Annotated in this window: 21 protein-coding genes; 5 read left to right on the plus strand and 16 right to left on the minus strand. The window is 67.0% G+C overall.

The window, feature by feature from the left end:
- Positions 1 to 398: 398 nt before the first annotated feature.
- Positions 399 to 3,203 carry a [protein-PII] uridylyltransferase gene (locus M2319_RS15070; RefSeq protein ID WP_264602289.1) on the minus strand — a complete coding sequence of 935 codons (2,805 nt, stop codon included), beginning with the start codon at positions 3,201 to 3,203 and terminating at the stop codon, positions 399 to 401.
- Between the two features lie 144 nt (positions 3,204 to 3,347).
- Positions 3,348 to 6,098: a DNA mismatch repair protein MutS gene (gene mutS, locus M2319_RS15075; RefSeq protein ID WP_406682158.1), complete on the minus strand. Its 2,751-nt coding sequence runs from the start codon at positions 6,096 to 6,098 to the stop codon at positions 3,348 to 3,350.
- 125 nt (positions 6,099 to 6,223) lie between these two features.
- Here mutS and M2319_RS15080 point away from each other — a divergent pair, with 125 nt between their 5' ends.
- Both M2319_RS15080 and M2319_RS15085 read left to right on the plus strand, forming a co-directional pair.
- Positions 6,224 to 8,506, plus strand: coding sequence for an NADP-dependent malic enzyme (locus M2319_RS15080; protein WP_264602291.1), 2,283 nt, complete (start codon positions 6,224 to 6,226; stop codon positions 8,504 to 8,506).
- A gap of 149 nt (positions 8,507 to 8,655) precedes the next feature.
- Complete coding sequence (locus M2319_RS15085) at positions 8,656 to 9,048, plus strand: acyl-CoA thioesterase (RefSeq protein ID WP_264602292.1); 393 nt, start codon at positions 8,656 to 8,658, stop codon at positions 9,046 to 9,048.
- 120 nt (positions 9,049 to 9,168) lie between these two features.
- On the opposite strand, the gene M2319_RS15090 is transcribed toward M2319_RS15085, so the two are convergent.
- From M2319_RS15090 to nth, 3 genes are all read right to left on the minus strand, one after another.
- Positions 9,169 to 9,504: a hypothetical protein gene (locus M2319_RS15090; protein ID WP_264602293.1), complete on the minus strand. Its 336-nt coding sequence runs from the start codon at positions 9,502 to 9,504 to the stop codon at positions 9,169 to 9,171.
- Between the two features lie 163 nt (positions 9,505 to 9,667).
- Positions 9,668 to 10,351, minus strand: a complete 684-nt coding sequence (locus M2319_RS15095) for a hypothetical protein (RefSeq protein WP_264602294.1) — start codon at positions 10,349 to 10,351, stop codon at positions 9,668 to 9,670.
- Positions 10,352 to 10,581: 230 nt separating this feature from the next.
- On the minus strand, positions 10,582 to 11,358 hold the full coding sequence (gene nth, locus M2319_RS15100) for an endonuclease III (protein WP_264602295.1): 777 nt from the start codon (positions 11,356 to 11,358) through the stop codon (positions 10,582 to 10,584).
- Positions 11,359 to 11,380: 22 nt separating this feature from the next.
- Between nth and M2319_RS15105 the strand changes: the two genes are divergently transcribed.
- Both M2319_RS15105 and M2319_RS15110 read left to right on the plus strand, forming a co-directional pair.
- Positions 11,381 to 11,884: a DUF2244 domain-containing protein gene (locus M2319_RS15105; RefSeq protein ID WP_264602296.1), complete on the plus strand. Its 504-nt coding sequence runs from the start codon at positions 11,381 to 11,383 to the stop codon at positions 11,882 to 11,884.
- A gap of 108 nt (positions 11,885 to 11,992) precedes the next feature.
- Positions 11,993 to 12,880 (plus strand): bifunctional helix-turn-helix domain-containing protein/methylated-DNA--[protein]-cysteine S-methyltransferase, encoded by an 888-nt coding sequence (locus M2319_RS15110; RefSeq protein ID WP_264602352.1) that lies wholly within the window; start codon positions 11,993 to 11,995, stop codon positions 12,878 to 12,880.
- 510 nt (positions 12,881 to 13,390) lie between these two features.
- Here the strand turns inward: M2319_RS15110 and coaA are convergent.
- The 10 genes from coaA to rph form a co-directional block, all read right to left on the minus strand.
- Positions 13,391 to 14,344, minus strand: a complete 954-nt coding sequence (coaA, locus tag M2319_RS15115; protein WP_264602353.1) for a type I pantothenate kinase — start codon at positions 14,342 to 14,344, stop codon at positions 13,391 to 13,393.
- Between the two features lie 58 nt (positions 14,345 to 14,402).
- Positions 14,403 to 14,723 (minus strand): phosphoribosyl-ATP diphosphatase, encoded by a 321-nt coding sequence (locus tag M2319_RS15120; protein ID WP_264602297.1) that lies wholly within the window; start codon positions 14,721 to 14,723, stop codon positions 14,403 to 14,405.
- A gap of 241 nt (positions 14,724 to 14,964) precedes the next feature.
- Positions 14,965 to 15,585 (minus strand): 2,3-bisphosphoglycerate-dependent phosphoglycerate mutase, encoded by a 621-nt coding sequence (locus M2319_RS15125; RefSeq protein ID WP_264602298.1) that lies wholly within the window; start codon positions 15,583 to 15,585, stop codon positions 14,965 to 14,967.
- Positions 15,586 to 15,641: 56 nt separating this feature from the next.
- The gene (dapB, locus tag M2319_RS15130; RefSeq protein WP_264602299.1) at positions 15,642 to 16,457 is read right to left on the minus strand and encodes a 4-hydroxy-tetrahydrodipicolinate reductase; all 816 of its coding nucleotides are present in this window, start codon (positions 16,455 to 16,457) and stop codon (positions 15,642 to 15,644) included.
- A gap of 81 nt (positions 16,458 to 16,538) precedes the next feature.
- Entirely contained in the window at positions 16,539 to 17,036 is a 498-nt protein-coding gene (locus tag M2319_RS15135) for a GNAT family N-acetyltransferase (protein ID WP_264602300.1), read from the minus strand.
- An 8-nt stretch (positions 17,037 to 17,044) separates the two neighbouring features.
- Complete coding sequence (locus M2319_RS15140; protein WP_264602301.1) at positions 17,045 to 17,347, minus strand: DUF1330 domain-containing protein; 303 nt, start codon at positions 17,345 to 17,347, stop codon at positions 17,045 to 17,047.
- A gap of 419 nt (positions 17,348 to 17,766) precedes the next feature.
- Positions 17,767 to 19,257 carry a gamma-glutamyltransferase gene (locus M2319_RS15145; RefSeq protein ID WP_264602302.1) on the minus strand — a complete coding sequence of 497 codons (1,491 nt, stop codon included), beginning with the start codon at positions 19,255 to 19,257 and terminating at the stop codon, positions 17,767 to 17,769.
- Between the two features lie 60 nt (positions 19,258 to 19,317).
- Complete coding sequence (hemW, locus tag M2319_RS15150; RefSeq protein ID WP_264602303.1) at positions 19,318 to 20,463, minus strand: radical SAM family heme chaperone HemW; 1,146 nt, start codon at positions 20,461 to 20,463, stop codon at positions 19,318 to 19,320.
- Positions 20,460 to 21,101 (minus strand): RdgB/HAM1 family non-canonical purine NTP pyrophosphatase, encoded by a 642-nt coding sequence (gene rdgB / locus M2319_RS15155; protein ID WP_264602304.1) that lies wholly within the window; start codon positions 21,099 to 21,101, stop codon positions 20,460 to 20,462. The genes hemW and rdgB overlap by 4 nt, the downstream gene beginning before the upstream one ends.
- A 12-nt stretch (positions 21,102 to 21,113) precedes the next feature.
- Entirely contained in the window at positions 21,114 to 21,827 is a 714-nt protein-coding gene (gene rph / locus M2319_RS15160) for a ribonuclease PH (RefSeq protein ID WP_264602305.1), read from the minus strand.
- A gap of 176 nt (positions 21,828 to 22,003) precedes the next feature.
- Between rph and hrcA the strand changes: the two genes are divergently transcribed.
- The gene (gene hrcA, locus M2319_RS15165; RefSeq protein ID WP_264602306.1) at positions 22,004 to 23,086 is read left to right on the plus strand and encodes a heat-inducible transcriptional repressor HrcA; all 1,083 of its coding nucleotides are present in this window, start codon (positions 22,004 to 22,006) and stop codon (positions 23,084 to 23,086) included.
- Between the two features lie 407 nt (positions 23,087 to 23,493).
- Here the strand turns inward: hrcA and pyrF are convergent, their stop codons facing one another.
- Positions 23,494 to 24,207, minus strand: a complete 714-nt coding sequence (pyrF, locus tag M2319_RS15170) for an orotidine-5'-phosphate decarboxylase (RefSeq protein WP_264602307.1) — start codon at positions 24,205 to 24,207, stop codon at positions 23,494 to 23,496.
- Positions 24,208 to 24,306: the final 99 nt, after the last annotated feature.

Consider the following 24,306-nt stretch of genomic DNA (forward strand, 5'->3'; position numbering starts at 1 on the left):
TGAGGCCGTGCACCGACAGCCGCCACACCCCCGTCGTCATCCCGGCCGCAGCGCAGCGGAGAGCCGGGACCCATTGCCCGACGCGACATTGTCGCCCGCATCGGGCCTTGCGAAGCCCATGTCCGGGTCACGTCATTATTCCGCCAGCCGATGGCATACCGCGTCGAGACGGGCAATAGGCCCCGGCTCGGGGGCCGGGGTGACGGCTGAGTGTTGAGCAGGCGGGAGTGCATCCAGGAGAACGCGGAGCCTGCTGCCGACGCCCCGTGGATTGCCGCGTCGGCCTAGCGGCCTCTTCGCAATGACGATGGAGAGTCCTGAGGCATTTCAACGCCATTGCGCGTGAGTGGAGGGAGCGACGCAATCGGGAGCGTCGTTGCCCCACCCCCGCAAAAAAATCACGCGACGGCCGCGCGGTCGTCCTTTGCCTCGGCCTCCTCGTCGCCGCCCTCGAAGGCGCGGGTCAGGCGGCGCCTTATGGCGGCCTGGCGGCTGCCGTTGGTGATCTTTCCGTTGGTGAGGTCGGTGACATAGAAGACGTCGACGGCGCGCTCGCCGAAGGTGGCGATGTGGGCCGAGCCGATGTCGAGGCGAAGATCGGATATTTCGCGCGTCAGGTCATAAAGGAGGCCCGGCCGGTCGAGGCCGGAGACCTCGATGACCGTGAAGTGGTCCGAGGAATAGTTGTTGACCAGCACCTCGGTCGCCAGCCGGAACGCCTTGACGCGGCTGGAGCGCGATTCCACCGCCGCGGCGATCCGCTTCGGCAGCTCCTCCTCGCCCTTCAGCGTCTGCTCGATGATGGTCCGGATGCGCTCCGCCCGCCTGTCCTCGTCCTCGTCGGTGTCGAAGGCGCGGCGGATGAAGATGGTGTCGAGCGCAAAGCCGTCCGAGGTGGTGAAGACCTGGGCGTCGACGATGTTGGCGCCGGCGACCGTGCAGGCCCCGGCGATGGTCGACAGCACCCGCGGATGGTCGGGGGCAAAGACGGTCACCTCGGTGACGCCTTCCGACTCGTGGCAGGTGCTGGTGGTGGCGAGCTTGGTGCCGGCCCTGTCGGCGGCGCGGATCAGTTCCGCATGCGCGATCTTGCGGGCAAGGTCGATCCTGAGCCAGTAGGCCGGATAGTGCCGCTCGGCATAGGCGTCGATCTCCGATTGGGTCCAGCCGGTGAGCGCGTTGCCGAGCTCCGCGCGCGCCGCCGCCACGCGCTGGTCGCGCGAGATATGCGAGAATCCGCCGGCGACCACCGGCTCGGTCTCGAAATAAAGCGTCCTCAGGAGCTGGCCCTTCCAGGCGTTCCAGACGCCGGGGCCGACGGCGGTGATGTCGGCAATTGTCAGGATCAGCAGCATCTGCAGCCGCACCGGGCTCTGCACGATGTTGGCGAAATCGTTGATGGTCTTGCGGTCGCCGAGGTCGCGCGACTGGGCGACCATGCTCATCAAAAGGTGATGCTCGACCAGCCAGGCGACGGTCTCGGTCTCGGCCGGCGTGAAGCCGAAGCGCGGGCCGATCCTGCGGGCGATCTTCATGCCGGCGAGCGAATGGTCCTCCGGCCGGCCCTTGGCGATGTCGTGCAGGAGGACGGCGAGGTAAAGCACCTTGCGGCTCGGCAGGTTGTTCATCAGCTCGGTGGCAAGGCCGAGGTCGTGCGGCAGCTCGCCCTTTTCGATCTCCGACAGGATGCCGATGGCGCGCAGCAGGTGCTCGTCGACCGTGTAGTGATGGTACATGTTGAACTGCATCATCGCGACGATCTTGCCGAAATCGGGCACGAACCGGCCGAGCACGCCGGTCTCGTTCATGCGCCTCAGCACCGTTTCCGGGTCGTTGCGCGAGGCCAGCACGTCGACGAAGAGCTGGTTGGCCTCCTCGTTGTCGCGAAGCCTGGCATCGACCAGCTTCAAGGAGCGGGTGAGCAGCGTCAGGGCGTCCGGGTGGAAGGCGACGTCGTAGCGGTCGGCGAGCTGGAAGATCCGGATGATATTCACCGGGTCGCGGGCAAAGACCTCGTCGTCGGCGACCGTGATGCGGTCGTTGTCGATGACGAAATCGCCCGATTGCACGACCTTGCGGCGGCGCCGGCGGATGGTGTTGAAGAGCCGGTTCAGCGGCGGCGTCTGCTTGGCGTGCTTGTCTTCCAGTCCGGCGCAGAAGATGCGGGTGAGGTCGCCCACGTGCTTGGCCATCAGGAAGTAGTGCTTCATGAAGCGTTCGACGTCTTTCAGGCCCGCATGGGAGGTGTAGCCGAGCCGGCTGGCAAGCTCCGGCTGGACGGCGAAGGAGAGCCGCTCCTCGGCCCGCCCAGAGAGGAAATGGAGGTGGCAGCGGACGGCCCAGAGGAAACTCTCCGCCTTCTTGAAGAGATTGTATTCGCGGCGTGAAAAGACGCCGAGCTTCGGCAGTTCCTCGGCCGAGCGGACCCGATAAAAATATTTGGCGATCCAGAACAGGGTATGGAGGTCGCGCAGCCCCCCCTTGCCTTCCTTGACATTGGGCTCGACCAGATAGCGCGACTGGCCCTGGCGCACGTGCCGGGAGTCCCGCTCCGCCAGCTTGGCGGCGATGTATTCCGGGCCGGACTTCGCCGCCACCTCGACATCGAACCGCTCGACCAGCTCGTCGAAGAGGCTCTCCTCGCCCCAGATGAAGCGCGCTTCCAGGACCGCGGTGCGGATCGTCAGGTCAGATTTGGCGAGCCGGACGCATTCGTCGAGATTGCGCGTTGCGTGGCCGACCTTGAGACCGAGATCCCACAGCATGTAGAGCAGGTATTCGTTGATCGTTTCGCCCCAGGCCGTCTGCTTGTAGGGCAGCAGGCACAGGATATCGACGTCGGAGAACGGCGCCAGCATGCCGCGGCCATAGCCGCCGACGGCGACCAGCGCCATCCGTTCGGCGGCCGACCGGTTGATGGAGCGGAACACGTGGACGACCGCGAAATCGTAGATGACGCGTATGATCTCGTCCTGGATGTGCGACAGTCGCCGGGTGCAGAGCGTTCCGTCATTGTCCGTCTCGAAGCGCTGCTGCACCTCGGTGCGCGCCTCGGCCAGTGCCGTCTTCAGGAGCTTCAGGACCTCGGCGCGGATTTTCGTGCTCGAGCCGTCGCCGTCGGTCTCGAGCGTCAGCGCGGTGAGGGAGGCCCTGAGGGCATCCGAATCGATGCAGTCGGTCACGTAGGGGGGAAGCTTGGTCATGCGCTCCGCGTTTCGTCGATGGGTGGGCGGCAATCCGGGGCCCGAATGCCGCCGGCCGCGCCCCCAATAGCTAGTGCAGTTCGCGCCGGTTGTGAACCATTGCGGAGGGCAGGGGCGCCAGGACGACCCGGAACCGGGGAGGGCTCAGCCTTTCGCGGCCTCCGCCTTCAGCCGGTAGAGCAGCTCCAGCGCCTCGCGCGGCGTGAGCTCGTCCGGGTTGCTGTCGGCAAGGAGTGTCAGCGCCGGGTTCTCTGCCGCAGGCGCGCCGGCAGTCGGGACCGGCTTGTCGCGCAAGGCCGAGAACAGCGGCAGATCGTCGATCATCATTTCCACCGGCGACTTGCGCTCGTGCTCCTCAAGCTGCGCCAGCACCTGGCGCGCGCGGGCGATCACCGCTTCGGGAAGGCCGGCGAGCCGGGCGACCTGGATGCCGTAGGAGTGGTCGGCCGCGCCGGCGACGATCTCGTGCAGGAAGACGACGTCGCCCTCCCATTCCTTGACCCTGACCGTGGCGTTGTGGAGCCGTGAAAGGGTCTCCGACAGCGCCGTCAGCTCGTGATAGTGGGTGGCGAACAGGCTGCGCGAGCGGTTGACCTCGTGCAGGTGCTCGATCGCGGCCCAGGCGATGGAGAGCCCGTCGAAGGTCGCCGTGCCGCGGCCGATCTCGTCGAGAATCACCAGCGAGCGCGGGCCGGCCTGGTTGAGGATCGCCGCCGTCTCGACCATTTCCACCATGAAGGTGGAGCGCCCGCGGGCAAGGTCGTCGGCCGCGCCGACGCGGGAAAAGAGGCGATCGACGACGCCGATATGGGCGGCCTTCGCCGGCACATAGGCGCCGATCTGGGCAAGCACGGCAATGAGCGCGTTCTGGCGCAGGAAGGTCGACTTGCCGGCCATGTTCGGCCCGGTGACGAGCCAGATGCGGCCGTCGTCGTCGCCTTCCGCCGGCCCGAGCGTTGCGTCATTGGCAACGAACGGGTCCTCGCCGCGCTTGCGGAGCGCCTGTTCCACGACCGGGTGCCGGCCGCCGGAAATATCGAAGGCAAGGCCGTCGTCGACCCTCGGCTGGGTGTAGTCCTCGGCCTCCGCCAGCACCGCATGGCTCGCCGAGACGTCGAGGACGGCAAGCGCCCGCGCCGCGTCCTTGAGGATTTCGGCCTCCACCGTGATCCGCGCGCAAAGGTCGTCGAACACCTCCTGCTCGATGGCGAGCGCCCGGTCCGAGGCGCTGGAAATCTTCGATTCCAGGTCGGCAAGCTCGGTGGTGGTGAAGCGCATGGCGTTGGCCATGGTCTGGCGGTGGATGAAGGTCGCCGCGGTCGCACCCGCCGTCAGCTTGTCGGCGTGGTTGGCGGTGACCTCGACGAAATAGCCGAGCACGTTGTTGTGACGGACTTTGAGGGACCGGATGCCGGTCTCGTCCTGGTAGCGCGCCTGCAGTTCGGCGATGATCCGCCGGCTCTGGTCGCGCAGCGCCCGAAGCTCGTCGAGATCGTCGCGATAGCCGCCGGCAACGAAGCCGCCGTCGCGGCGAAAGACCGGGAGTTCCTCGGCGAGCGCGCTGGTGAGCTCAATGCGAAGAGGATCGGGAAGGGCGGCAAGCGACGCTCCGGCCTCAGCGATTTCTTCGGCGCTGCTGGCATCGGCCTCGGCAAGCAGGGCCGCGATGTCGCGTGCCGCATCAAGGCCGGCGCGGATCGCATCGAGGTCGCGTGGGCCGCCGCGGTTGAGGGAGAGGCGGGAAAGCGCCCGCGAGATGTCCGGCGCGCCGGCAAGCGCTTCGCGCAGCCGGGCACGAAGCCCCGTATCGCCGAGGAAAAAGCCGACGGAGGCGAGCCGCTTGCGGATTTCGTCGGGATCGGCGAGGGGCGCCGACAACCGCTCGGCGAGCAGGCGCGCGCCGGCGCCGGTCACCGTGCGGTCGATGGCATCGATCAGGCTGCCGGCACGGCCGCCCGAAAGGGTCTTCAGGAGTTCAAGGTTCGCCCGCGTCGCCCCGTCCACATGCATCAGCCGGCCGGAATCCTGGCGCGTTGGCGGATCGAGGGGCGGGCGTTCGCCGAGCTGGGTTTTTTCGACATACGCAATGGCGCCGGCCGCGGCAGCCGTTTCCGCCCGCGAAAAGCCGCCGAAGGCATCGATGGTGGCAACGCCGTAGAAGCGGGCGATGCGATCGGCCGCCGTCGCGCCGTCGAAATAGGCCCGCGGCACCGGCATCACGGCAAAGGAGAGCTGGCGCCAGAAGCCGGCGAGCGCCTCGTCCTCGAACAGCGCGTCGGAGACGATGAGCTCGCGCGGGTCGATCCGCGACAGGTCGGCGGAAAGCCGCTCGAACGTGGTCTCGCCGACCCGGAAGACGCCGGTCGAAATGTCGATCCAGGCAAGGCCGAAGACGCCGTGCGGATCGTCGGTGCCGGCGCGGATGCGGGTGACGGCGGCGAGATAGTTGGAGCGCCCGGCCTCCAGGAGGCTTTCTTCGGTCAGCGTTCCCGGCGTCACCAGCCGGATGACGTCGCGCTTGACGACGGATTTGGCGCCACGCTTTTTCGCCTCGGCCGGGTCCTCGATCTGCTCGCAGACGGCGACCCGGTAGCCGAGGGCGATCAGCTTCTGCAGATAGTCGTCGGCGGCGTGGACCGGCACGCCGCACATGGGGATATCGGCGCCCAGATGCTTGCCGCGCTTGGTCAGCGTGATGCCCAGCGCCCGCGATGCCTCCTCCGCGTCCTCGAAGAACAGCTCGTAGAAGTCGCCCATCCGATAGAACAGCAGGCAATCGGGATTGGCCGCCTTGATCTCGATGAATTGCTCCATCATCGGCGTGACCCGGCCCGTTTCGGGCGAACTCTTTGACATCGCTTCACTCATGGCCGGCGACACTAGCAGAAGCGCCATGCGGATTCATCGCTTCAGAGCAGCCATTCGGCCGGGTTGTGGATAGTCAGTTGCGCGGATATTGTCCTCACCCCCGCCCCCGGGGCGGCAACCGTCAAAAAGACCCAGAACAAGCGAGCAAGAGAATGCCAGGGAGCGACAAGTCCGATAAGTCGGGACCGTCCTTTACCGACCAGGAAGCGCTGCTGTTCCACCAGCAGGGCCGGCCGGGAAAGCTGGAAATCACCCCGACCAAGCCGATGGCGACCCAGCGCGACCTGTCGCTGGCCTATTCGCCCGGCGTCGCCGTTCCCGTACGCGCCATCGCCGACGACCCGAGCCGCGCCTTCGACTACACCTCGCGGGGCAACCTCGTCGCCGTTATTTCCAACGGTTCGGCCATTCTCGGCCTCGGCAATCTCGGTGCGCTCGCCTCCAAGCCGGTGATGGAAGGCAAGGCGGTGCTGTTCAAGCGCTTCGCCGACGTCGATTCCATCGACCTTGAGATCGACACCCAGGACGTCGACGCCTTCGTCGACAGCGTGCGCTATCTCGGCCCCTCCTTCGGCGGCATCAACCTTGAGGACATCAAGGCGCCGGACTGCTTCATCATCGAAAGCCGGCTGCGCGAGCTCATGGACATCCCGGTGTTCCACGACGACCAGCACGGCACGGCGATCATCGCGGCTGCCGGCATCCTCAACGCGCTGCACCTGACCGGCCGCGAGATGGCCGACGTCAAGCTCGTGTGCAACGGCGCCGGCGCGGCCGGCATCGCCTGCGTGGAGCTGGTCAAGGCGATGGGCATGCGCCACGAAAACATCACGCTGTGCGACACCAAGGGGCCGATCTATGTCGGCCGCGAGGCCGGCATGAACCAGTGGAAGTCGGCCCACGCCACCAACACCAAGGCGCGCAGCCTCGCCGAAGCGCTTGACGGCGCCGACGTCTTCTTCGGCGTCTCCGCCAAGGGCGCGCTGACCCAGGACATGGTCGCGTCGATGGCGCCAAACCCGATCATCTTCGCGATGGCCAATCCGGACCCGGAGATCACGCCGGAGGAGGTCGCCGAGGTCCGCGAGGACGCGATCATGGCGACGGGCCGGTCCGACTATGCGAACCAGGTCAACAACGTCCTCGGCTTTCCCTACATCTTCCGCGGCGCGCTCGACGTCCAGGCGACGACCATCAACGACGCCATGAAGATCGCCGCCGTGGAGGCGCTCGCCGAACTGGCGCGGGAAGACGTGCCCGACGAGGTCGCCTCGGCCTATCGCGGCAACCGGCCGAAATTCGGCCCCAACTACATCATCCCGGTGCCGTTCGACCCGCGGCTGATCTCCAAGGTGCCGCCGGCGGTCGCCAGGGCCGCGATGGACTCAGGCGTTGCCCGCCGGCCGATCGTCGACATGCACGCCTATGCGGAAGGGCTGAACGCCCGCCGCGACCCGGTCGCCGGAACGCTACAGAGCATCTTTTCGAAGGTCCGCCAGAACCCGCGCCGGGTGGTCTTCGCCGAGGGCGAGGAGGACCAGGTCATCCGCGCCGCGGCGAGCTTCGTCTCCCAGGGGCTCGGCACCGCGATCCTCGTCGGCCGCACCGACGAGATCCAGGAACGGGCGGCCGAGGCCGGCGTCGAACTGCGCGACGGCATCGTGGTGGAGAACGCCAGGACCTCGGCGCGCGCCGGCGACTATGCGGACTTCCTCTACAGCCGCCTGCAGCGCCGCGGTTTCCTGAAGCGCGACTGCATCCGGCTGGCCAACAACGACCGCAACTATTTCGGCGCCTGCATGGTGGCGCTCGGCGATGCCGATGCCATGGTCACGGGCCTCACCCGCAACTATTCCATCGCCCTCGGCGCCATCCGCGACGTCATCGATCCGAAGCCCGGCCACCGGGTCATCGGCGTCTCCATCGCCCTGTCGCGCGGTCGCACGGTGCTCGTCGCCGACACCGCCGTCATCGACATGCCGACGTCGGAGGAGCTTGCCGACATCGCCGAGGAGGCGGCCGCCGTCGCCCGCCGCCTCGGCTACGAGCCGCGGGTCGCCATGCTCGCCTATTCCACCTTCGGCCATCCGCCGGGCGAGCGCGCGGAACGGCTGATGGAAGCGGTGCAGATCCTGGAGCGCCGGCGCGTCGACTTCGAGTTCGACGGCGAAATGGCCGCCGACGTGGCTCTCAATCCCGAGCTGATGGCGCGCTATCCGTTCTGCCGGCTGTCGGGACCCGCCAATGTCCTCATCATGCCGGCCTTCCACGCCGCCTCGATCTCCACCAAGATGTTGCAGGAACTGGCCGGCTCAACGGTCATCGGGCCGTTGCTCACCGGCCTCGACAAGCCGGTGCAGATCTTGCCGCTCGGCGCCCGCGACTCCGACATCGTCAACATGGCGGCGATCTCCGCCTATAATCTGGGAGCATGACGCCGGCCCTTCAGGTGCCTTAGAAACAGCACCGGGCGGCCAGGGCAGAAGGAACAAAATGCCGGCGCGGAAAAGCCGTGCCGGCGTCTCTGCATGCGAACGATCGGCCGCGCCGCAAAGGGGTGCGCCGAGCCAGGAACGAAACGGATATGAGCGAAGAAGAAAACCAGCCGCGCGGCAAGTTGACCATCCGCATTCTTGCCATGCCGGCCGATGCCAACCCGGCCGGGGATATCTTCGGCGGCTGGGTGCTGTCGCAGATGGACGTGGCCGGCGGCCTGTGCGCCGGCGATCGCGCCCGCAGCCGCGTCGTCACCGTCGGCGTCGAGGCGATGACCTTCATCCGCCCGGTCAAGATCGGCGACGTCATGTGCGTCTACACCGAGCTGTTGCATGTGGGCCGGACCTCGATCCGCGTCGGCATCGAGGCCTGGGCCCTGCGCGACCGCCTCGGCCGGCGCGAACGGGTGACCAAGGCGATCTTCACCTATGTGGCCCTCGACGAGAACGGCCTGTCGATGGTCGTTCCGCCGGAGGCTTGAGGCTTTTCGTGGTGTTCAGGCGCCACTGAGGCTTTTCGGCACAACGGCGCCGGTGCGCAGTCGCGCTTGCCGAACCCGGATTGCATCCGGGTTCGGATCGAGTCCCGATCGAAAGGTCGTTTAGCCCTTCTTGTCGCGGCGCGGCCCTTTCTTGTTGGCGCATTTCTGGAGCTGCTTGGCGCGCTCCTGCTCCTGGTCGCGCATCTTGCCGCGATTGGCCTTGCGCTCGCGGCACCAGGCGGCGTGGAACTGCTTGGAGGCATTCCAGCGGTTGCCATTGAAGCCGCAGTTCATCCTGACGTTCTCGGCGTTGTCGTCGACGGCGCGCTGGGCGTAGTTGCGGCAGATGTCCTGGATGTCCTTGGCGGCGGCCGGCTGGGCGGCGATGCCGAACATCAGCGGCGCGGCAAGGGCGGCGGCAACAGCGAGGCGTGTCGAAATACGGGTCGGCGTCATGGGTTCGAAAAACTCCTTTTTGAATTGAAAGGCGCCCGTTGCCGGGCGCCGATTCGGTAACCGTTCTCTATCAGACCGCGTGAATGGTTCATGAATAGGGCAGCGAATGCATTCCGCCGGGAGCGGCAGGCGGTCCGCCCGTCGCTCCCGGATGGCCGCATGGTTAGCTGTCGGTGCCGAAGCGCGGCAGCAGCGGTCGGCCACCCGGATTCATGTGTCCGGGCCGCCGGTCGTCGCCGCGGGTGCGGTGCGGCATGCTGCGGCCCCGGTCGTCGTGCCGCGCGCGGTCGTCGTCGCGCCTGTGATGGCGCCCGCGGTCGTCCCGATGGCCGCGTCCGCGATCGTTCCAGTCGTCGCGTCCCCGGTCACTGCGATGGTGGCGTCCACGGTCGTCATGACGGTCCGGTTCGCGATTGCTCCAGTGATTGCGTCTGCGGTCGCCCCTGTAATCGGGACGCCCGTAGTCGGCTCTGTGATCGTCGCGCAGGTCAAGGACGCCGCGGTGTTCGCGACCATCGCGCTCGTGGCCCGTACGGCGTGCGTCGGCCCGGCAGCGCCGGAGCTGCGCCCGGCGTTCCTGCGCCTGGTTGCGCAGCGCCCGCGGATCGCCGTTCTGGGTGCGGCACCAGTGGGCGTGAAACTGGCGCGAGGCATTCCAGCGATTGCCCTGGAAGCCGCAGCGCATGGAGACGTTCTTCTCGTTGGCTGCCGCGGCCCGCTTGGCATAGGCGCGGCATACCTGGCTGAGGGCGCCGGCTTGCGCCGGCCCAGTCGTGGCAAGCGCCACCGGGGCGGCGATAAGGGCGGCGCCGGCAAGCGCGCGGATGGCGGTGTGTCGGGTCGTCATGGCGAAAAAACTCCTGAAACAGAAGGCGCCCGAAAACGGGCGCCCCGCATCGTTCGAATTCCTGAAAACGGGCCGGAATGCCCGCACGGCAGGCCACCTGGACCATGCGCCACATCTCGATGCGCAACAGCCTTGGCGGCCTTGCCACTCTCCCGGCCAACGCGTCGCCGGCGGTGGCGGTTCCTGAAACGACGGCCGGCCACCGGCAAAAATTTATGGAAAGGCTTTAATTACGCCGCTTCGACGGTCTTGTCCGGCGCCTTGCAGATGTCGCGGATGACGCAGTTCGGGCAGGCGGGCTTGCGCGCCTTGCAGACATAGCGCCCGTGCAGGATCAGCCAGTGGTGGGCGTGGGTGAGGAAATCCTGCGGCACGATCCGCTCCAGCTCCTCCTCCACCTCCAGCGGCGTCTTTCCGGGGGCGAGGCCGGTGCGGTTGCCGATCCGGAAGATGTGGGTGTCGACGGCGATCGTCGGCTCGCCATAGGCGACGTTGAGCACCACATTGGCGGTCTTGCGGCCGACGCCCGGCAGCGCCTCCAGCGCCTCGCGCGAGCGCGGCACCGCGCTGCCATGCTGGGCGATCAAGGCCTCGGAAAGCGCGATGACGTTCTTGGCCTTGTTGCGATAGAGCCCGATGGTCTTGATGTAGTCGCGGACGGTGTCCTCGCCGAGCGCGACCATCGCCTCCGGCGTATCGGCCACCGCAAAGAGCGGCTTCGTCGCCTTGTTGACGCCGACATCGGTCGCCTGTGCCGACAGCACGACGGCGACCAGAAGCGTGTACGGATTGACATAGGCAAGCTCGCTCGCCGGCTCCGGGTTCATCTCCGAAAGCCTTGAGAAGATTTCGTAAATCTCCTCACGCGAATAGCGGCAGCGGGCCCGGCGCTTAGCGGCCCCAGGCTTTTTCGCGGCGGCCTTCTTGGCCCCCGAAGCCTTGCCAGCTGCCGGTTTGGCCGCCGATGCCTTCGCCGAAGAATTATTTTCCGTCTTTGTTTTCGCCATCACGTAGATATACTTAGTCGTTATGGGTGACCGCAATCCGGAAACAGACCGGCCGTTCTTTTCGGCCCTGGTGACGCCGCACCGCTCCCTGCCGCGTAGCGGATTCAGGGCCGTCATGGTCGTCGCCGGACTGGTCTGCCTGTCCTCCGGTCTCGTCTTCTGGTCCATGGGCGCCTGGCCGGTCGCCGGCTTTTTCGGCCTCGACATCGCGGCCCTGTGGCTCGCCTTCCGGCTCAGCTACCGCTCCGGGCGCGCCTATGAAGAGGTCAACGTCTCCCACCACGAGGTCCATGTGCGCAAGGTCTCACCGTCGGGCCGGATCGAGGATTACCGATTCAATCCGCTTTGGATACGGCTTTCGGTGACGCGGCTGGAAGACGAGGGCTGCGTCAAGATCTCGCTGGTCGGCCGCGGCATCGACCTGGTGCTCGGCGGCTTCCTCAACCCGGATGACCGCGAAAGCTTTGCCAGCGCCTTTTCCGGCGCCCTCCACGCGGCACGCTCCGGCACGCTGCAGCCCGCCTGACGTTTTTTTACCAGAGCAAGTTTCGGGTGGTCTCGCTTTTTCCCTCTTCCTAGTGTTGGCTGAGAAAGGGAGTGAGCAGCCATGAACGCGATCCAGGGATCGGTCATCATGCCGGACCGCAACGGGGTTCTTCCTGTGGACCCGCAATCCGCCCGAGACTACGACGTCGTCCGCCGCGCCATCACCTTCATCACCGAGAACCGGCTCGACCAGCCGCCGCTGGAGGCGATCGCTGCCTCGGTCGGCATGTCGCCGGCCCATTTCCAGCGCCTCTTCACGCGCTGGTGCGGCCTGTCGCCGAAACAGTTTCTGCAGGCGATCACGCTGGACCACGCCCGCGCGCTCCTGCGCGATTCGGCGAGCGTGCTCGATGCGACCTACGAGGTCGGGCTCTCCGGTCCCGGCCGCCTGCACGATCTCTTCGTCACCTACGAGGCGATGACCCCGGGCAACTACAAGGCCAAGGGCGGCGGCATCGAGATTCGCTGGGGGTTCCACCCCTCGCCGTTCGGGCGCGCGCTGGTCATGATCACTGAGCACGGGCTCGCAGGCGTTGCCTTTGCCGACGATGCCAGCGCCGAGAGCGCCACATTCGACGACATGGCCGCGCGCTGGCCGAACGCCGACTACGTGGAGGATACCGGTGCCACCGCCCCCTATGCGGCGCGGATATTCGATCCGAACCGCTGGGACCCGCAAACGCCGCTCCGCGTCGTCTTTATCGGTACCGACTTCGAGGTCCGGGTCTGGTCGACGCTGCTCGCGATACCGTTCGGCAAGGCGACGACCTATTCGGACATCGCCTGGCACCTCGGCAAGCCGAAGGCGGCACGCGCCGTCGGCGGCGCGGTCGGGCGAAATCCGATGTCCTTCGTCGTCCCCTGCCACCGCGTGCTCGGCCGCTCCGGCGCCATCACAGGCTACCACTGGGGCCTGACCCGCAAGCGCGCCATCCTCGGCTGGGAAGCGGGCCTTTCCGGCAGCGCCGGGGAGTGATTGGGCGCGCGGAGTAGGGGGACCTGCGGTCCGTCGGAGTGGCTGTTCAGCGCGTCTGGGCAGTCCCTCCCTGGGCGTCGCCATTAACTCGGCCTGCCAACCCCCTCCTGCGTCATTGCCGGGCTTGACCCGGCAATTCATGATACTTTTGATTTCAATCACTTAAGATAAGAATTACCGCACGGCCTCATGGACCACCGGACCAAGTCCGGTGGTGATGCAGAATGGGTGGGTTCCGGAGTACGTAGGCCGAGAACCGGAAAGTGGTGGGTAAAGCCCGGCTGCGACGCGGAGTGTGGGTAGGTTGGCGGAGGATGCACCAAACGCCAGTCTGGATCGCCGCGTCGCCTACGGCTCCTCGCGATGACGTTGGAAATACGTCAGAAACCCCACCACCGTCATTGCGAGCGAAGCGAAGCAATCCAGTCCGGCCGTGCAACAATAATCCGGCCATGGCCGCTCATCGCAAAGGGCCAATCAAAATCTGCCGTCCCGGCCGACGCTTGCCCCTCAAAGCTTCCGGAGCGCCACCGTCTCGATGCGATGGTTGGGGTCCTTGGCGAGGATCAGGTCGGCTCTCAGCCGCGTCGGCAGGATGTTTTCGTTGAGGTTTTCAAGGTTGATCTCGGTCCACAGCCGGTTCGCGGTGGCCAGCGCCTCCTCGGCCGAAAGCTGCGAATAGCGGTGGAAGTAGGAGCCGGGGTCCTTGAACGCGGTCTCGCGCAGCCGCATGAACCGCTCCACATACCACCTGTGCGCATCTTCCGTGTCGGCGTCGATATAGATCGAGAAATCGAGGAAATCGGAGACGAAGGGGATCGCCTTGCCGTCCGGCGGCATGTTGCCGGTCTGCAGGATGTTGAGGCCTTCCAGGATGAGAATGTCCGGCCGGTCGACGGCGATCGTCTGGCCCGGCATGACGTCATAGTGGAAGTGGGAATAGACCGGCGCGCGCACCGTTCCGTTGCCGGCCTTGATGTCGGTGAGGAAGCGCAGGAGCGCGCCGACGTCGTAGCTTTCCGGAAAGCCCTTGCGGTTCATCAGCCCCTCGGCCTCCAGCACCGCGTTCGGCAGCAAAAAGCCGTCGGTGGTGATGAGGTCGACCTTGGGGCTCGCCGGCCAACGGGCGAGCAGCGCCTTCAGGAGCCGCGCCGTGGTCGATTTGCCGACGGCGACCGAGCCGGCAATGCCGATGACGAACGGCATCTTGCCGTCATTGGTGCCGAGGAAGCGCTTGGTCGAGGCGTGCAGGTTCAGCGTCGCCTCGACATAGAAGGAGAGCAGCCGCGACAGCGGCAGGTAGATCTCCTCCACCTGGTCCATGGAGAACGGATCGTTGAGGCTGTGCAGACGCTTGACCTCGTCGGGCCTCAGCGTCATCGGCGTGTCGGCGCGCAAGCGCGCCCACTCGTCCCGCGAGAAATGCCGGTAGGGGGTCAGTTCGCTGCGATTGATCTGGTCCATCGTCGTTGCGGCCTTCAACCACCGCTCCTTGTGCACACACTGGCTCGGCGACGGATCTTCAGCCCGCTCGCGACGCCTTTTCCTCCAGGCCCGTCCGGCCGGTACGTCCTTCCAGCTCGGCCATCACCTCGTCGAGCGTGACGCCCGAGGCTTCCAGCACGACGAGCAGATGGTAGAGCACGTCGGCCGCTTCGGACCGCAACCCGTCGCGGTCCCCTTCCACCGCGGCGATGGCCGCTTCCACGGCCTCTTCGCCCAGCTTCTGGGCACATTTGGAAATCCCCTTGCCGATCAGCTTGCGGGTATAGGATTTTTCATCACCGGATCGGGCCCTGACCGCGATGATCCCGGCCAGGTCGTCAAGGGAGAAATCGGTCATCATCTTCGCCGGCAAGTCGCCGGCGCCATGTTGCACTGCAAACGCGCTGCGATTTTAAGCAGGAAATTCATCGAAATGCCATCCGCAACGCTCCGACCGCGACAAAGAGGGTGCCATGATTCGGTGTTTTTCCTTAATTGACAGAGAGTTGGCACGAAGGATCGAAGCCTAAGAAAAGAGCCCAATGATCCGATGTCACCGGGCTCTCTCAAATTCGCCGTCCTGCGGGTACCGAGGCTCCCTAGTCCTTCAGGTCCCGGTATTCGGCGACCGAGGCGTCCTCGTTGAGCCGGTAGATCATCGGCACGCCGGTGCCGAGCTCACGCTTGACGATCTCCTCGCCGCTCATTTTTTCCAGGTCCATGATCAGGGCGCGCAGCGAGTTGCCGTGGGCCGAGACGAGGATGCGCTCGCCGCCGAGGACGCGCGGCAGGATGTGCTCCTTGAAATAGGGCAGCACCCGCGCGGCGGTGTCCTTCAGGCTCTCGCCGCCCGGCGGCGGCACGTCATAGGAGCGGCGCCAGACATGGACCTGCTCGTCGCCCCATTTCTTGCGCGCATCGTCCTTGTTGAGGCCGACGAGGTCGCCATAGTCGCGCTCGTTGAGGGCCTGGTCGCGGGTGATCGGCAGGTCGTTCTGGCCGAGTTCGGCAAGGATCAGGTCGAGCGTCCTCTGGGCCCGCTTCAGGGCCGAGGTGTAGCAGGCGTCGAACCGGAGCCCTTCGTCCTTCAGCTTCTTGCCGGCGGAGATCGCCTCGGCGACGCCCTTGTCGGTCAGGTCGACGTCCTTCCAGCCGGTGAAGAGGTTCTTCAGGTTCCATTCGCTCTGGCCATGGCGCACGAGCACGAGAAGACGTTCCATAGTCTCTTGTCCCTTTCGTCGAATTGTGGTCGGCCGGCGGCCGGGGAGGCGGCGTCTCAGGCGCCGGTCAGCCCGAGAACGTCGGCCATGGAGAACAGTCCGGGTTTGCGGCCGCGGGCCCAAAGCGCCGCCTTGACGGCGCCGCGGGCAAAGATCGACCGGTCCTGGGCGATGTGGGAGATGACGATGCGCTCGCCCTCGCCTGCAAGGATGACACTGTGCTCGCCGACGACGGAGCCGCCGCGCAGCGTCGCAAAGCCGATGTCGCCCTTCGGGCGCGGTCCGGTCTGGCCGTCGCGGGTGCGCACCGAACGGCTATCAAGGTCGATGCCGCGGCCCTCTGCGGCGGCGCGGCCGAGCATCAGCGCGGTGCCGGAGGGGGCATCGACCTTGTGCTTGTGATGCATTTCCAGGATCTCGATGTCGAAATCCTCATCGAGCGCCCGCGCCGCCTCGCGCACGAGCTGGGCGGCGAGATTGACGCCGAGGCTCATATTGCCGGATTTGACGGTCGGGCAATGGCGGCCGGCGGCGGCGATCCGCTCCTCGTCCTCGGCCGAAATGCCGGTGGTGCCGATGACATGGACGATGCGCGCCTGGGCCGCGAGCTCGGAGAACCAGAGGCTCGCCTCGGGCGTGGTGAAGTCCAGCACCCCCTCGGAGGCGGCAAAGGCGGCGAGCGCGTCCTCGGTGACGGGAACGCCGTTCTCGCCGACGCCGGCGAGCGTTCCGGCGTCCATGCCAAGGCAGTCCGAGCCCTCGCGCTCGATGGCGCCGGACAGGACGACGCCGTCCATTTCGGTCACTGCGGTGATAAGGGCGCGGCCCATCCGGCCACCGGCACCGACCACGACCAGACGCATGTCGGACATATGCTGCTCCGCAAAAAACGTTCAGTGCGGTCTATAGCAGGCGACTGTTCGCGGGCAAAGGGGTGAGCGGTTGCGGGAAGGCTATAGCGGGCGGGCGAAGGCCGCCTTGGTCGGGGCGGAGGGATCGTCGCCGAGGAGGGCGGCAAGGCCCGCGGATTCCCGCCCCTCCGGCAGGTCGACGAAGCCGCAATGGCGCAGGAACGTTGCGCCGGCGCCGTGCCGCGCGGTGACGGTGACGAGGGCCGGGTATTGCGCGGCGACGCCGAACTCCAGGACGGGTTCTAAAAGCGCCCGGCCGATGCCCTGGAGGCGGACCTCTTCGGCAACGCCGAGAACGGCAAGGAAGAGCTGGGAATCGATCTCGCCGGCCGCCGCCAGCCCGACCGGACTGCCGTTTGCATCGAACGCCCCCCAGACCCGGCGATCGGCGACCAGAACGTCGAGTTCGGCAAGGAGCGGCGCATCATCACTTTCGGCCGGCGCCCAGTCGTAGCGATCGGGCGCCGTGAGCCACATCTCATGCAGCGCCACGGTCTCCGGCGCCCGGGCTGTGCGGACCTCGATGTCGTCAGGAATCATGTCGGGGCTCACGGTTGCGGCCCGTCATAACCGTGGACGAGGATGAGTTCGCCTTCGGAAACGGGCCGGCGCTTTTCCCGCGCCGCCTGGTATTCCGGAGAGTTGTAGCAGGCAAGCGCCGTCTCATAGTCCTCGAATTCGATGACGACGTTGCGATCGCGGGGCGTGCCCTCCGGCGCGGTGAAGGCCCCGCCGCGGACGAGGAATTTGGCGCCGTATTTGGCAAAGGCGGCCTTGCCCGCCTCGACATAGCCCTTGTAGGCCTCCGGGTCGTCGACGGTCATACGGGCGATCCAGTAGCCCTTGGCCATGGCGGCTGTCCTTCGTTATTCAAAAATCCGAGAACGAGTTTGGCGCCATCGGCGGGCGGAATCCACTGCTGTCCCTGTGATGAGGGCGAAAAATACGGTTTTGGCCGGTGCATCAACCATTTGGCGTTCTGGCAAGGTGGCCCGCCGCGAATCTGCCCTGCGCCTTTCAACCTCTCTCGGCGTCATTGCCGGGCTTGACCCGGCAATCCATGAGGCATTGATTTCAAACGAGAAAGTCGATGTGAGCCGCGAGGCATCATGGATCACCGGGTCACGCCCGGTGATGACGCGGAGAGTGGAGAGAGCGGAGCGGCAGGAACCGCCAGCTTGAGAGCTATGGGTCGAATGAGGTCGTCGGCGGATGGCGCGAATAGGCGACCACCGGCGCGATCAAATCACCCGAAAAACCGCTATCCCCGTCACACCACGACAAAAACGCCCTCCCGGCGCGGGTCGCCGCTGCCGGCGAAGGCACCGTCGGCGCGGCGTTCCACCGAGTGGACGCCGCCATAGAACAGGCTCGGCTCTGGCCAGGCGCGATGGTCGCGGAACGCCTCCATGAGGGCCGACCGCGCGTCCTCGCCAAAGAAATCCTCGAAATCGAGATGGCCCTTTTCCACGTGCATGCGCGGCGCGGCGACGGCGGCCTCAAGGTCGAGGCCCTTTTCCAGCCGGTGGATCAGCACTTGCAGCACGGCGGTGCGGATGCGGTTGGAGCCGCCGCTGCCGAGCGCGACGAGATCGCCCGCCCCGGAGACTGCCACCGTCGGCGCCATCATGGAGGAGAGCCGCGCGCCGGTCGCCCAGCGGTGGAAGCCGCCCGGATTGACGTCCTCCTCGCCCAGCATGTTGTTGAGCATGAAGCCGCAGCCGGGAACGATGCGCCCGTTGCCCTCGCCGTTGGAGACGGTGACGGCGGCGACGTTGCCCTCCCTGTCGGCGACGCCGACATGGGTGGTGCCGCGGGTGGCAAGGCCGGCAACGAGCGGCTGCGCGGCGCCGAGCAGCCGGCCGGGGTCCGTCGGCGCCTCGCGCCAGCGTCGGTCGGTGGCATCGATCGCCTCCGCAAGACAAAGCGCGTCCGGACGGCGCAAAGGATCGCGGGCGGCAAGCATCGCGGCAATCAGCGTGCCGCCCATGGACGGGGCCGGATTGAGCGCGATCTCCCAGCCGGGAAGCTTGCGCCGGATCGGCTCGCGCCGGGCGACTTCGTAGGCAACGAGATCCTCGCGCGTCAGGTGCCCGGCCTCGCGCGTCTCGCCGAGCATGGCAGCGGCGAGCTCGCCCTCGCGGGCAAAGCGCTCGCCCTCCCGGCCGATCTCGTCGAGGACATCGGCAAGGTCGGGATTGCGGTAGGGCGCGCCCTCTTCCAGCAGCTTGTCGTCCGGCGAAAAGACGGCGCGGGCCGGCGCGGTCCAGACGAGGATCGGGTTCACCACCTTGAAGAGGAACGCCTGGAAGGCGGTGACGGTAACGCCCTCGCGGGCCGCGCGGATTGCCGGCTCGACCAAGCGTTTCATCGGCACGCGACCATGGGCGGCATGGACGGCAAAGAGGCCGGGGACGAAGCCGGGCGTCGCCGCCGCGCCTGCGCCGATGTGGAAGGCCTGGGTGGCGGTGCCGAAATCGGCGAGGATTTCGGCGAATTCGATGTCGTCCTCGGGACGCTTTTTCAGCGGCGTGTCGACGAAGAAATCGTAGAGCGTCAGCGCGCCGGCCGCCGGCCGCGCCATCAGAAACCCGCCGCCGCCGGGCGAGGCGAACACCGGCTCGGCAACGCACGCCGTCCACAGCGCCGCGATCGCCGCATCGAAGGCGTTGCCGCCCTCTGCGAGGATTTCTTCGGCGGCCGCCGCGGTGACGCCATGGCCGGCGGCAACGGCGCCGTATCGTCCGTGTCTGTAGGTCATTCAGCCGTTATTGCGGTCCGTTCGCGGCTTGGCAAGCGCCGGATTGGCGCGGCCGTTTGCTCACGCGGCGAGGTCGGCAACGACGGCGTCGAGGACGAGGGCGCCGGCAGGCGTGGTGCGAAGGCGCGCGGGACCGAGTTCTTCGACGAGCCCATGGGCGATCAGGTCGGCGCGCCGCGAGGGACTGAGCGTGCGCCCGGACAGCCGCTCGAACCGGGCAAGGTCGACGCCCTCGGCGAGCCGGAGGCCCATCAAGAGGAATTCGTCGCCCACTTCTTCGGCGGTCAGAAGATCGTCGGCGATCCGGCCATGGCCCTGGCGCTCCACGAGGTCCAGCCAGCGCTCCGGATTGGGCTCCGTCGCCGTCGCCGTGCGGGTCGTGCCTTCGATCAGCCGGCCATGGGCGCCTGCGCCGATGCCGGCATATTCGCCGTAGCGCCAGTAAAGGAGATTGTGACGGCATTCCGCGCCGGGGGCCGCGTGGTTGGAGATCTCGTAGCCGGGAAGGCCGTTGGCGGCGCAGATTTCCGCGGTTGCCGTATAGAGGTCGGCAGCCCGGTCGTCGGGCGGCACGGAGAGCTTGCCGGCGGCCCGCAGCCGCGCGAACGGGGTCTCCGGCTCGATGGTGAGCTGGTAGAGCGACAGATGGTCGGCGGCAAAGCCGATGGCCCGCTCCAGCTCGCGCCTCCACTCGGCCAGGGTCTGGTCCGGCCGGGCATAGATGAGGTCGAAGGACAGCCTCGGAAAAGTTGCTCTCGCAAGCTCGATGGCGCCGAGCGCCTCATTGGCATCGTGCAGCCGGCCGAGGAATTTCAGGTCGACGTCGTTCAGCGCCTGGACGCCCAGCGACAGCCGGTTGACGCCAGCCGCGCGGTAGCCGGCGAAATTTTCCGCGTCGGCGCTGTTCGGGTTCGCTTCCAGCGAGATTTCCGCGCCGTCTTCCAGCGTCCAGTGCCGGGCGATGGCCTCAAGGATGGCCGAGACGGTTTCAGGCTTCATCAGCGACGGCGTGCCGCCGCCGAGAAAGACGCTGGAAACGCTGCGGCCGGGAATGCGCTCGGCCGTCGTCGCGATTTCTTTCAGGTAGGCCGCCGTGAAGCGATCCTCGTCGATGCCGCCGTGGCGGACGTGGCTGTTGAAATCGCAATAGGGGCATTTGGCGGCGCAGAACGGCCAATGGACGTAGACGCCGAAGGGTTCTGTCATTTTTGAAGGCACGCCGCGGCAAACTTGGCAAAGGCGCGGGCACGGTGGGAAAGCCCCTCCGGCTCGCCGGGCCGCCAGCCGTGCTTTTCCTCCGCCGTCATCTCGCCGAAGGTGCGGTCATGACCGTCCGGCAGGAACACCGGGTCGTAGCCGAAACCCGCGGTCCCGCGCGGCGGCCAGACCAGCGTGCCTTCCACCTCGCCAAGAAAATCCTCGCGGTGGCCGTCGGGCCAGGCAAGGCAGAGCGCGGCGACGAACTTCGCCCGGCGCTTGTCCGGCGTCGTCGCGCCGGCCGCCTGCAGCTTTTCCTCGATGTTGCGCATGGCCATGGCGAAGTCGCGACCTAGGCCGGCCCAGCGCGCCGAGTGGATGCCCGGATCGCCACCGAGCGCTTCGACGGCGAGCCCCGAATCGTCGGCGAGTGCCGGCAGTCCCGACGCCGTTGCCGCGGCGAGCGCCTTGATGCCGGCGTTCTCGGTAAACGTCGTGCCGGTCTCTTCCGGCTCGGGCAGATCGAGGGCTCCCGCCGAGACCGTTTCGATCCCGAAATGGGAGACGAGATCGTTGATCTCGCGCACCTTGCCCGCGTTGTGGCTGGCGACCACCAGGCGCGGCTCGGTGAGTTTGCGAGCGGTCATGGCTTCACGTCCTCAGGAGATCGCCATCTTCTGCAGATCGACCAGCCGCGCGATGCCGGCAGACGCCAGATCGAGCAGGCTGTTGAACTCGTCGCGCGAGAACGGCGCGCCCTCCGCGGTGCCCTGGATTTCGACGATGCCGCCGGCGCCGGTCATGACGAAATTGGCGTCGGTCTCGGCATCGGAATCCTCCAGATAGTCGAGGTCGATGACGGGCGTTCCGCCATAGATGCCGCAGGAGATCGCCGCGATGTGGTCGGTCAGCACGTTGTCGCGGACCATGTCGCGGGCCTTCATCCACGAGAGGCAGTCGTTGAGGGCGACCCAGGCGCCGGTGATCGAGGCCGTGCGGGTGCCGCCATCGGCCTGAATGACGTCGCAGTCGACGGTGATCTGGCGCTCGCCGAGGGCTTCCAGGTTGACGACGGCCCTGAGCGAGCGTCCGATCAGGCGCTGGATCTCCTGGGTCCGGCCGGACTGCTTGCCGGCGGTCGCCTCGCGGCGCATGCGCTCGCCGGTGGCGCGCGGCAGCATGCCGTATTCGGCCGTCACCCAGCCGCGGTTCTGGCCGCGCAGCCAGGGCGGCACGCGTTCTTCCAGGCTGGCGGTGCACAGGACATGGGTCTCGCCGAACTTGACGAGGCAGGAGCCCTCGGCATGGCGCGAATAGCCGCGTTCCAGGGTCACCGAGCGCATCTCGTCGGCGGCGCGTTTCGATGGGCGCATCGATCTCTCCATTTGCGCCGCATCGCGGCGGCGTTCATAAGGCCGCGATCGGGCGCGGCGTCGGATGGCGCCTTGTAACGTTGCCGGCGCGGCGCCGTAAAGTCCGGCTTGCATCTTCGCCACGTTTTGCCATTAGAATCGCCGTTCGACCTTGTCCCCGAGACCCGGAGAGCCCGTTGGGTGACCTTGTGACCAGCCTTTCCTCCTCGATCAGCCTGAAGGATCTGGACGCGCGCTCGCGCGACATCTTCAAGCAGATCGTGGAAAGCTATCTGGAGACCGGCGAGCCGGTCGGCTCGCGCAATCTGTCGCGGCTGCTGCCGATGGCGCTGTCGCCGGCCTCGGTGCGCAACGTCATGGCCGACCTGGAGCATCTGGGTCTCATCTTCGCGCCCCATGTCAGCGCCGGGCGGCTGCCGACCGAACAGGGGCTGCGCTTCTTCGTCGACGCCCTTTTGGAAGTCGGCGACCTTTCCTCCGACGAGCGCAAGCGCATCGAGGCCGACATGCAGGCGGCCGGCGCCGACCGCTCGGTCGAATCGCTGCTGACCGAGGCGAGCCAGACGCTCTCCGGCCTGTCGCGCGGCGCCGGCGTTGTGCTCACCCACAAGAGCGACATGCGGGTCAAGCACATCGAGTTCGTGCGGCTGGAGCCGACGCGCTCGCTGGTCATCCTCGTCGGCGAGGACGGCTCGGTGGAAAACCGCATTATCGAGCTTCCGGCCGGCCTGCCGGCCTCGGCGCTGACGGAAGCGACCAACTACCTGAATGCCCAGATCCGCGGCAAGACGCTGGCCGATGCCCGCGCCGAGATCGAGCGCCGCCGGGCCGAGGCCCAGGCGGAAGTCGACGCCCTGACGCGGCGCATCGTCGACGAGGGCCTTGCGAGTTGGTCCGGCGCATCGAAGGATTCCCCCGGCCAGCTCATCGTCCGCGGCCGCGCCAACCTGCTTGAAGACGTGCGCGCGCAAGAAGACCTGGAGCGCATCCGCCGGCTCTTCGACGAGCTGGAGACCAAGCAGGAGCTGATCCACCTCCTTGGCTCGGCCGAACGCGGCGACGGCGTGCGCATCTTCATCGGCTCGGAAAACAACCTCTTCTCGCTCTCCGGCTCGTCGCTGGTCGTCGCGCCGTACCGCGACACCGAACAGCGCATCATCGGGGTGCTGGGCGTCATCGGCCCGACAAGGCTCAACTACGGCCGCATCATCCCGATGGTCGACTACACGGCGAAGGTGGTGGGCAAGCTGTTGCGGTAGGGATTTTTGCGCTCACGTGGTTTTTTGCGCTCGCGGCCGAGCGCTCGCCTGCGCTTGCTGGCCTCCGCGAAGGCGGCCTGACCGCCCGCCGCGCGGTCGTGCTTCGCGAAGCCTCGCGGGTTTCGGTGGACCTCTCGTCAAACTCAGCCGTCATCCCGGACTTGATCCGGGATTCATTGCCCCTATCGACACGGTATGCCGCCACGGCTCCGTTCCCGGTGTCGATCCACGCTCATGCCCCTTTCACGACACCGGGCGTACCGCGTTGAAACGGACATTGGCCCCCGCGTCGCCCGGGGTGACGGCAGAGGGTTGGGCGAGCGGCGTGCGTCCGGAAAAAAGCGATACCTGCTACCGGATGGCCGACGCGGCCGCCCTTTGATCGGTCAAAGACAGGCGCCGCACCCCTACTCCCCGAGCGCTCCCTCGATCTCGGCAACGATCGCCTCTGCCGCCGCGCGCCTGTTGGGCGCGCCGACGACCGGGCGGCCGATGACGAGGTAGTCGGCGCCGGCACGGATCGCGTCGGCCGGGGTCATGATCCGCTTCTGATCGCCGACATCGGCGCCCGCCGGGCGGATGCCGGGGGTCACCAGTAACAGGTCGTCGCCGACCTTCTCCCGCAGGGCCTTTGCCTCCTGCGGCGAACAGATGACGCCCGCCATGCCGGCGGCCCTTGCATCAAGCGCGCGATTGGCCACGAGATCGGCAACGCCCTCCGCATAGCCCGCCTCGACCAGGTCGCCGTCGTCCATCGACGTCAGAACGGTGACGCCGAGGAGCGCCAAGGGCGCTTCGCCCCGTGCCGCCACGGCCGCGCGCATCGCCTTCGGATAGGCGTGGATGGTGACGAAGGAAACGCCCATCTTGACGATGTTCTCCACCGCCTTGGCGATGGTGTTGTCGATGTCGAGGAGCTTGACGTCGAGGAAGATTTTCTGGCCCTCCGCCGCCAGTTCTTTCGCAAATTCCAGCCCGCCGGCGAACTGGAGCTGCATGCCGATCTTGTAGACGCCGACGGCGCCTTTCGTCTCCTCGACGATGGCGCGGGCCTCGGCAACGGTCGGCACGTCGAGGGCGACCATCAGCCGGTCGGTGGCGGTTTCAGGGCGAAGGGTCATGGCGGGGGCTCCTCTGGCAGCAAGGGTCCGCGTCTATATCGCAGGCTGTCGCCGATTTGCCTAGCGCGCCCGAGGCCTATGCAGGACCGGCCTATGCAG

Origin of the sequence: Rhodobium gokarnense, from assembly GCF_025961475.1 — a bacterium.
GTDB classification, from domain to species: Bacteria; Pseudomonadota; Alphaproteobacteria; order Rhizobiales; family Rhodobiaceae; genus Rhodobium; species Rhodobium gokarnense.

What these genes read in the sequence shown, in the direction of transcription:
- coaA (WP_264602353.1), bottom strand. Translation starts at nt 14,344, where the DNA reads ATGGACCAGATCAATCGCAGCGAACTGACCCCCTACCGGCATTTCTCG.
- M2319_RS15120 (WP_264602297.1), bottom strand. Translation starts at nt 14,723, where the DNA reads ATGACCGATTTCTCCCTTGACGACCTGGCCGGGATCATCGCGGTCAGG.
- M2319_RS15070 (WP_264602289.1), bottom strand. Translation starts at nt 3,203, where the DNA reads ATGACCAAGCTTCCCCCCTACGTGACCGACTGCATCGATTCGGATGCC.
- M2319_RS15110 (WP_264602352.1), top strand. Translation starts at nt 11,993, where the DNA reads ATGCCGGACCGCAACGGGGTTCTTCCTGTGGACCCGCAATCCGCCCGA.
- nth (WP_264602295.1), bottom strand. Translation starts at nt 11,358, where the DNA reads ATGGCGAAAACAAAGACGGAAAATAATTCTTCGGCGAAGGCATCGGCG.
- M2319_RS15090 (WP_264602293.1), bottom strand. Translation starts at nt 9,504, where the DNA reads ATGACGCCGACCCGTATTTCGACACGCCTCGCTGTTGCCGCCGCCCTT.
- mutS (WP_406682158.1), bottom strand. Translation starts at nt 6,098, where the DNA reads ATGGCGCTTCTGCTAGTGTCGCCGGCCATGAGTGAAGCGATGTCAAAG.
- M2319_RS15145 (WP_264602302.1), bottom strand. Translation starts at nt 19,257, where the DNA reads ATGACCTACAGACACGGACGATACGGCGCCGTTGCCGCCGGCCATGGC.
- M2319_RS15135 (WP_264602300.1), bottom strand. Translation starts at nt 17,036, where the DNA reads ATGATTCCTGACGACATCGAGGTCCGCACAGCCCGGGCGCCGGAGACC.
- rph (WP_264602305.1), bottom strand. Translation starts at nt 21,827, where the DNA reads ATGCGCCCATCGAAACGCGCCGCCGACGAGATGCGCTCGGTGACCCTG.
- dapB (WP_264602299.1), bottom strand. Translation starts at nt 16,457, where the DNA reads ATGTCCGACATGCGTCTGGTCGTGGTCGGTGCCGGTGGCCGGATGGGC.
- rdgB (WP_264602304.1), bottom strand. Translation starts at nt 21,101, where the DNA reads ATGACCGCTCGCAAACTCACCGAGCCGCGCCTGGTGGTCGCCAGCCAC.
- M2319_RS15125 (WP_264602298.1), bottom strand. Translation starts at nt 15,585, where the DNA reads ATGGAACGTCTTCTCGTGCTCGTGCGCCATGGCCAGAGCGAATGGAAC.
- pyrF (WP_264602307.1), bottom strand. Translation starts at nt 24,207, where the DNA reads ATGACCCTTCGCCCTGAAACCGCCACCGACCGGCTGATGGTCGCCCTC.
- hemW (WP_264602303.1), bottom strand. Translation starts at nt 20,463, where the DNA reads ATGACAGAACCCTTCGGCGTCTACGTCCATTGGCCGTTCTGCGCCGCC.
- M2319_RS15105 (WP_264602296.1), top strand. Translation starts at nt 11,381, where the DNA reads ATGGGTGACCGCAATCCGGAAACAGACCGGCCGTTCTTTTCGGCCCTG.
- M2319_RS15080 (WP_264602291.1), top strand. Translation starts at nt 6,224, where the DNA reads ATGCCAGGGAGCGACAAGTCCGATAAGTCGGGACCGTCCTTTACCGAC.
- M2319_RS15085 (WP_264602292.1), top strand. Translation starts at nt 8,656, where the DNA reads ATGAGCGAAGAAGAAAACCAGCCGCGCGGCAAGTTGACCATCCGCATT.
- M2319_RS15140 (WP_264602301.1), bottom strand. Translation starts at nt 17,347, where the DNA reads ATGGCCAAGGGCTACTGGATCGCCCGTATGACCGTCGACGACCCGGAG.
- M2319_RS15095 (WP_264602294.1), bottom strand. Translation starts at nt 10,351, where the DNA reads ATGACGACCCGACACACCGCCATCCGCGCGCTTGCCGGCGCCGCCCTT.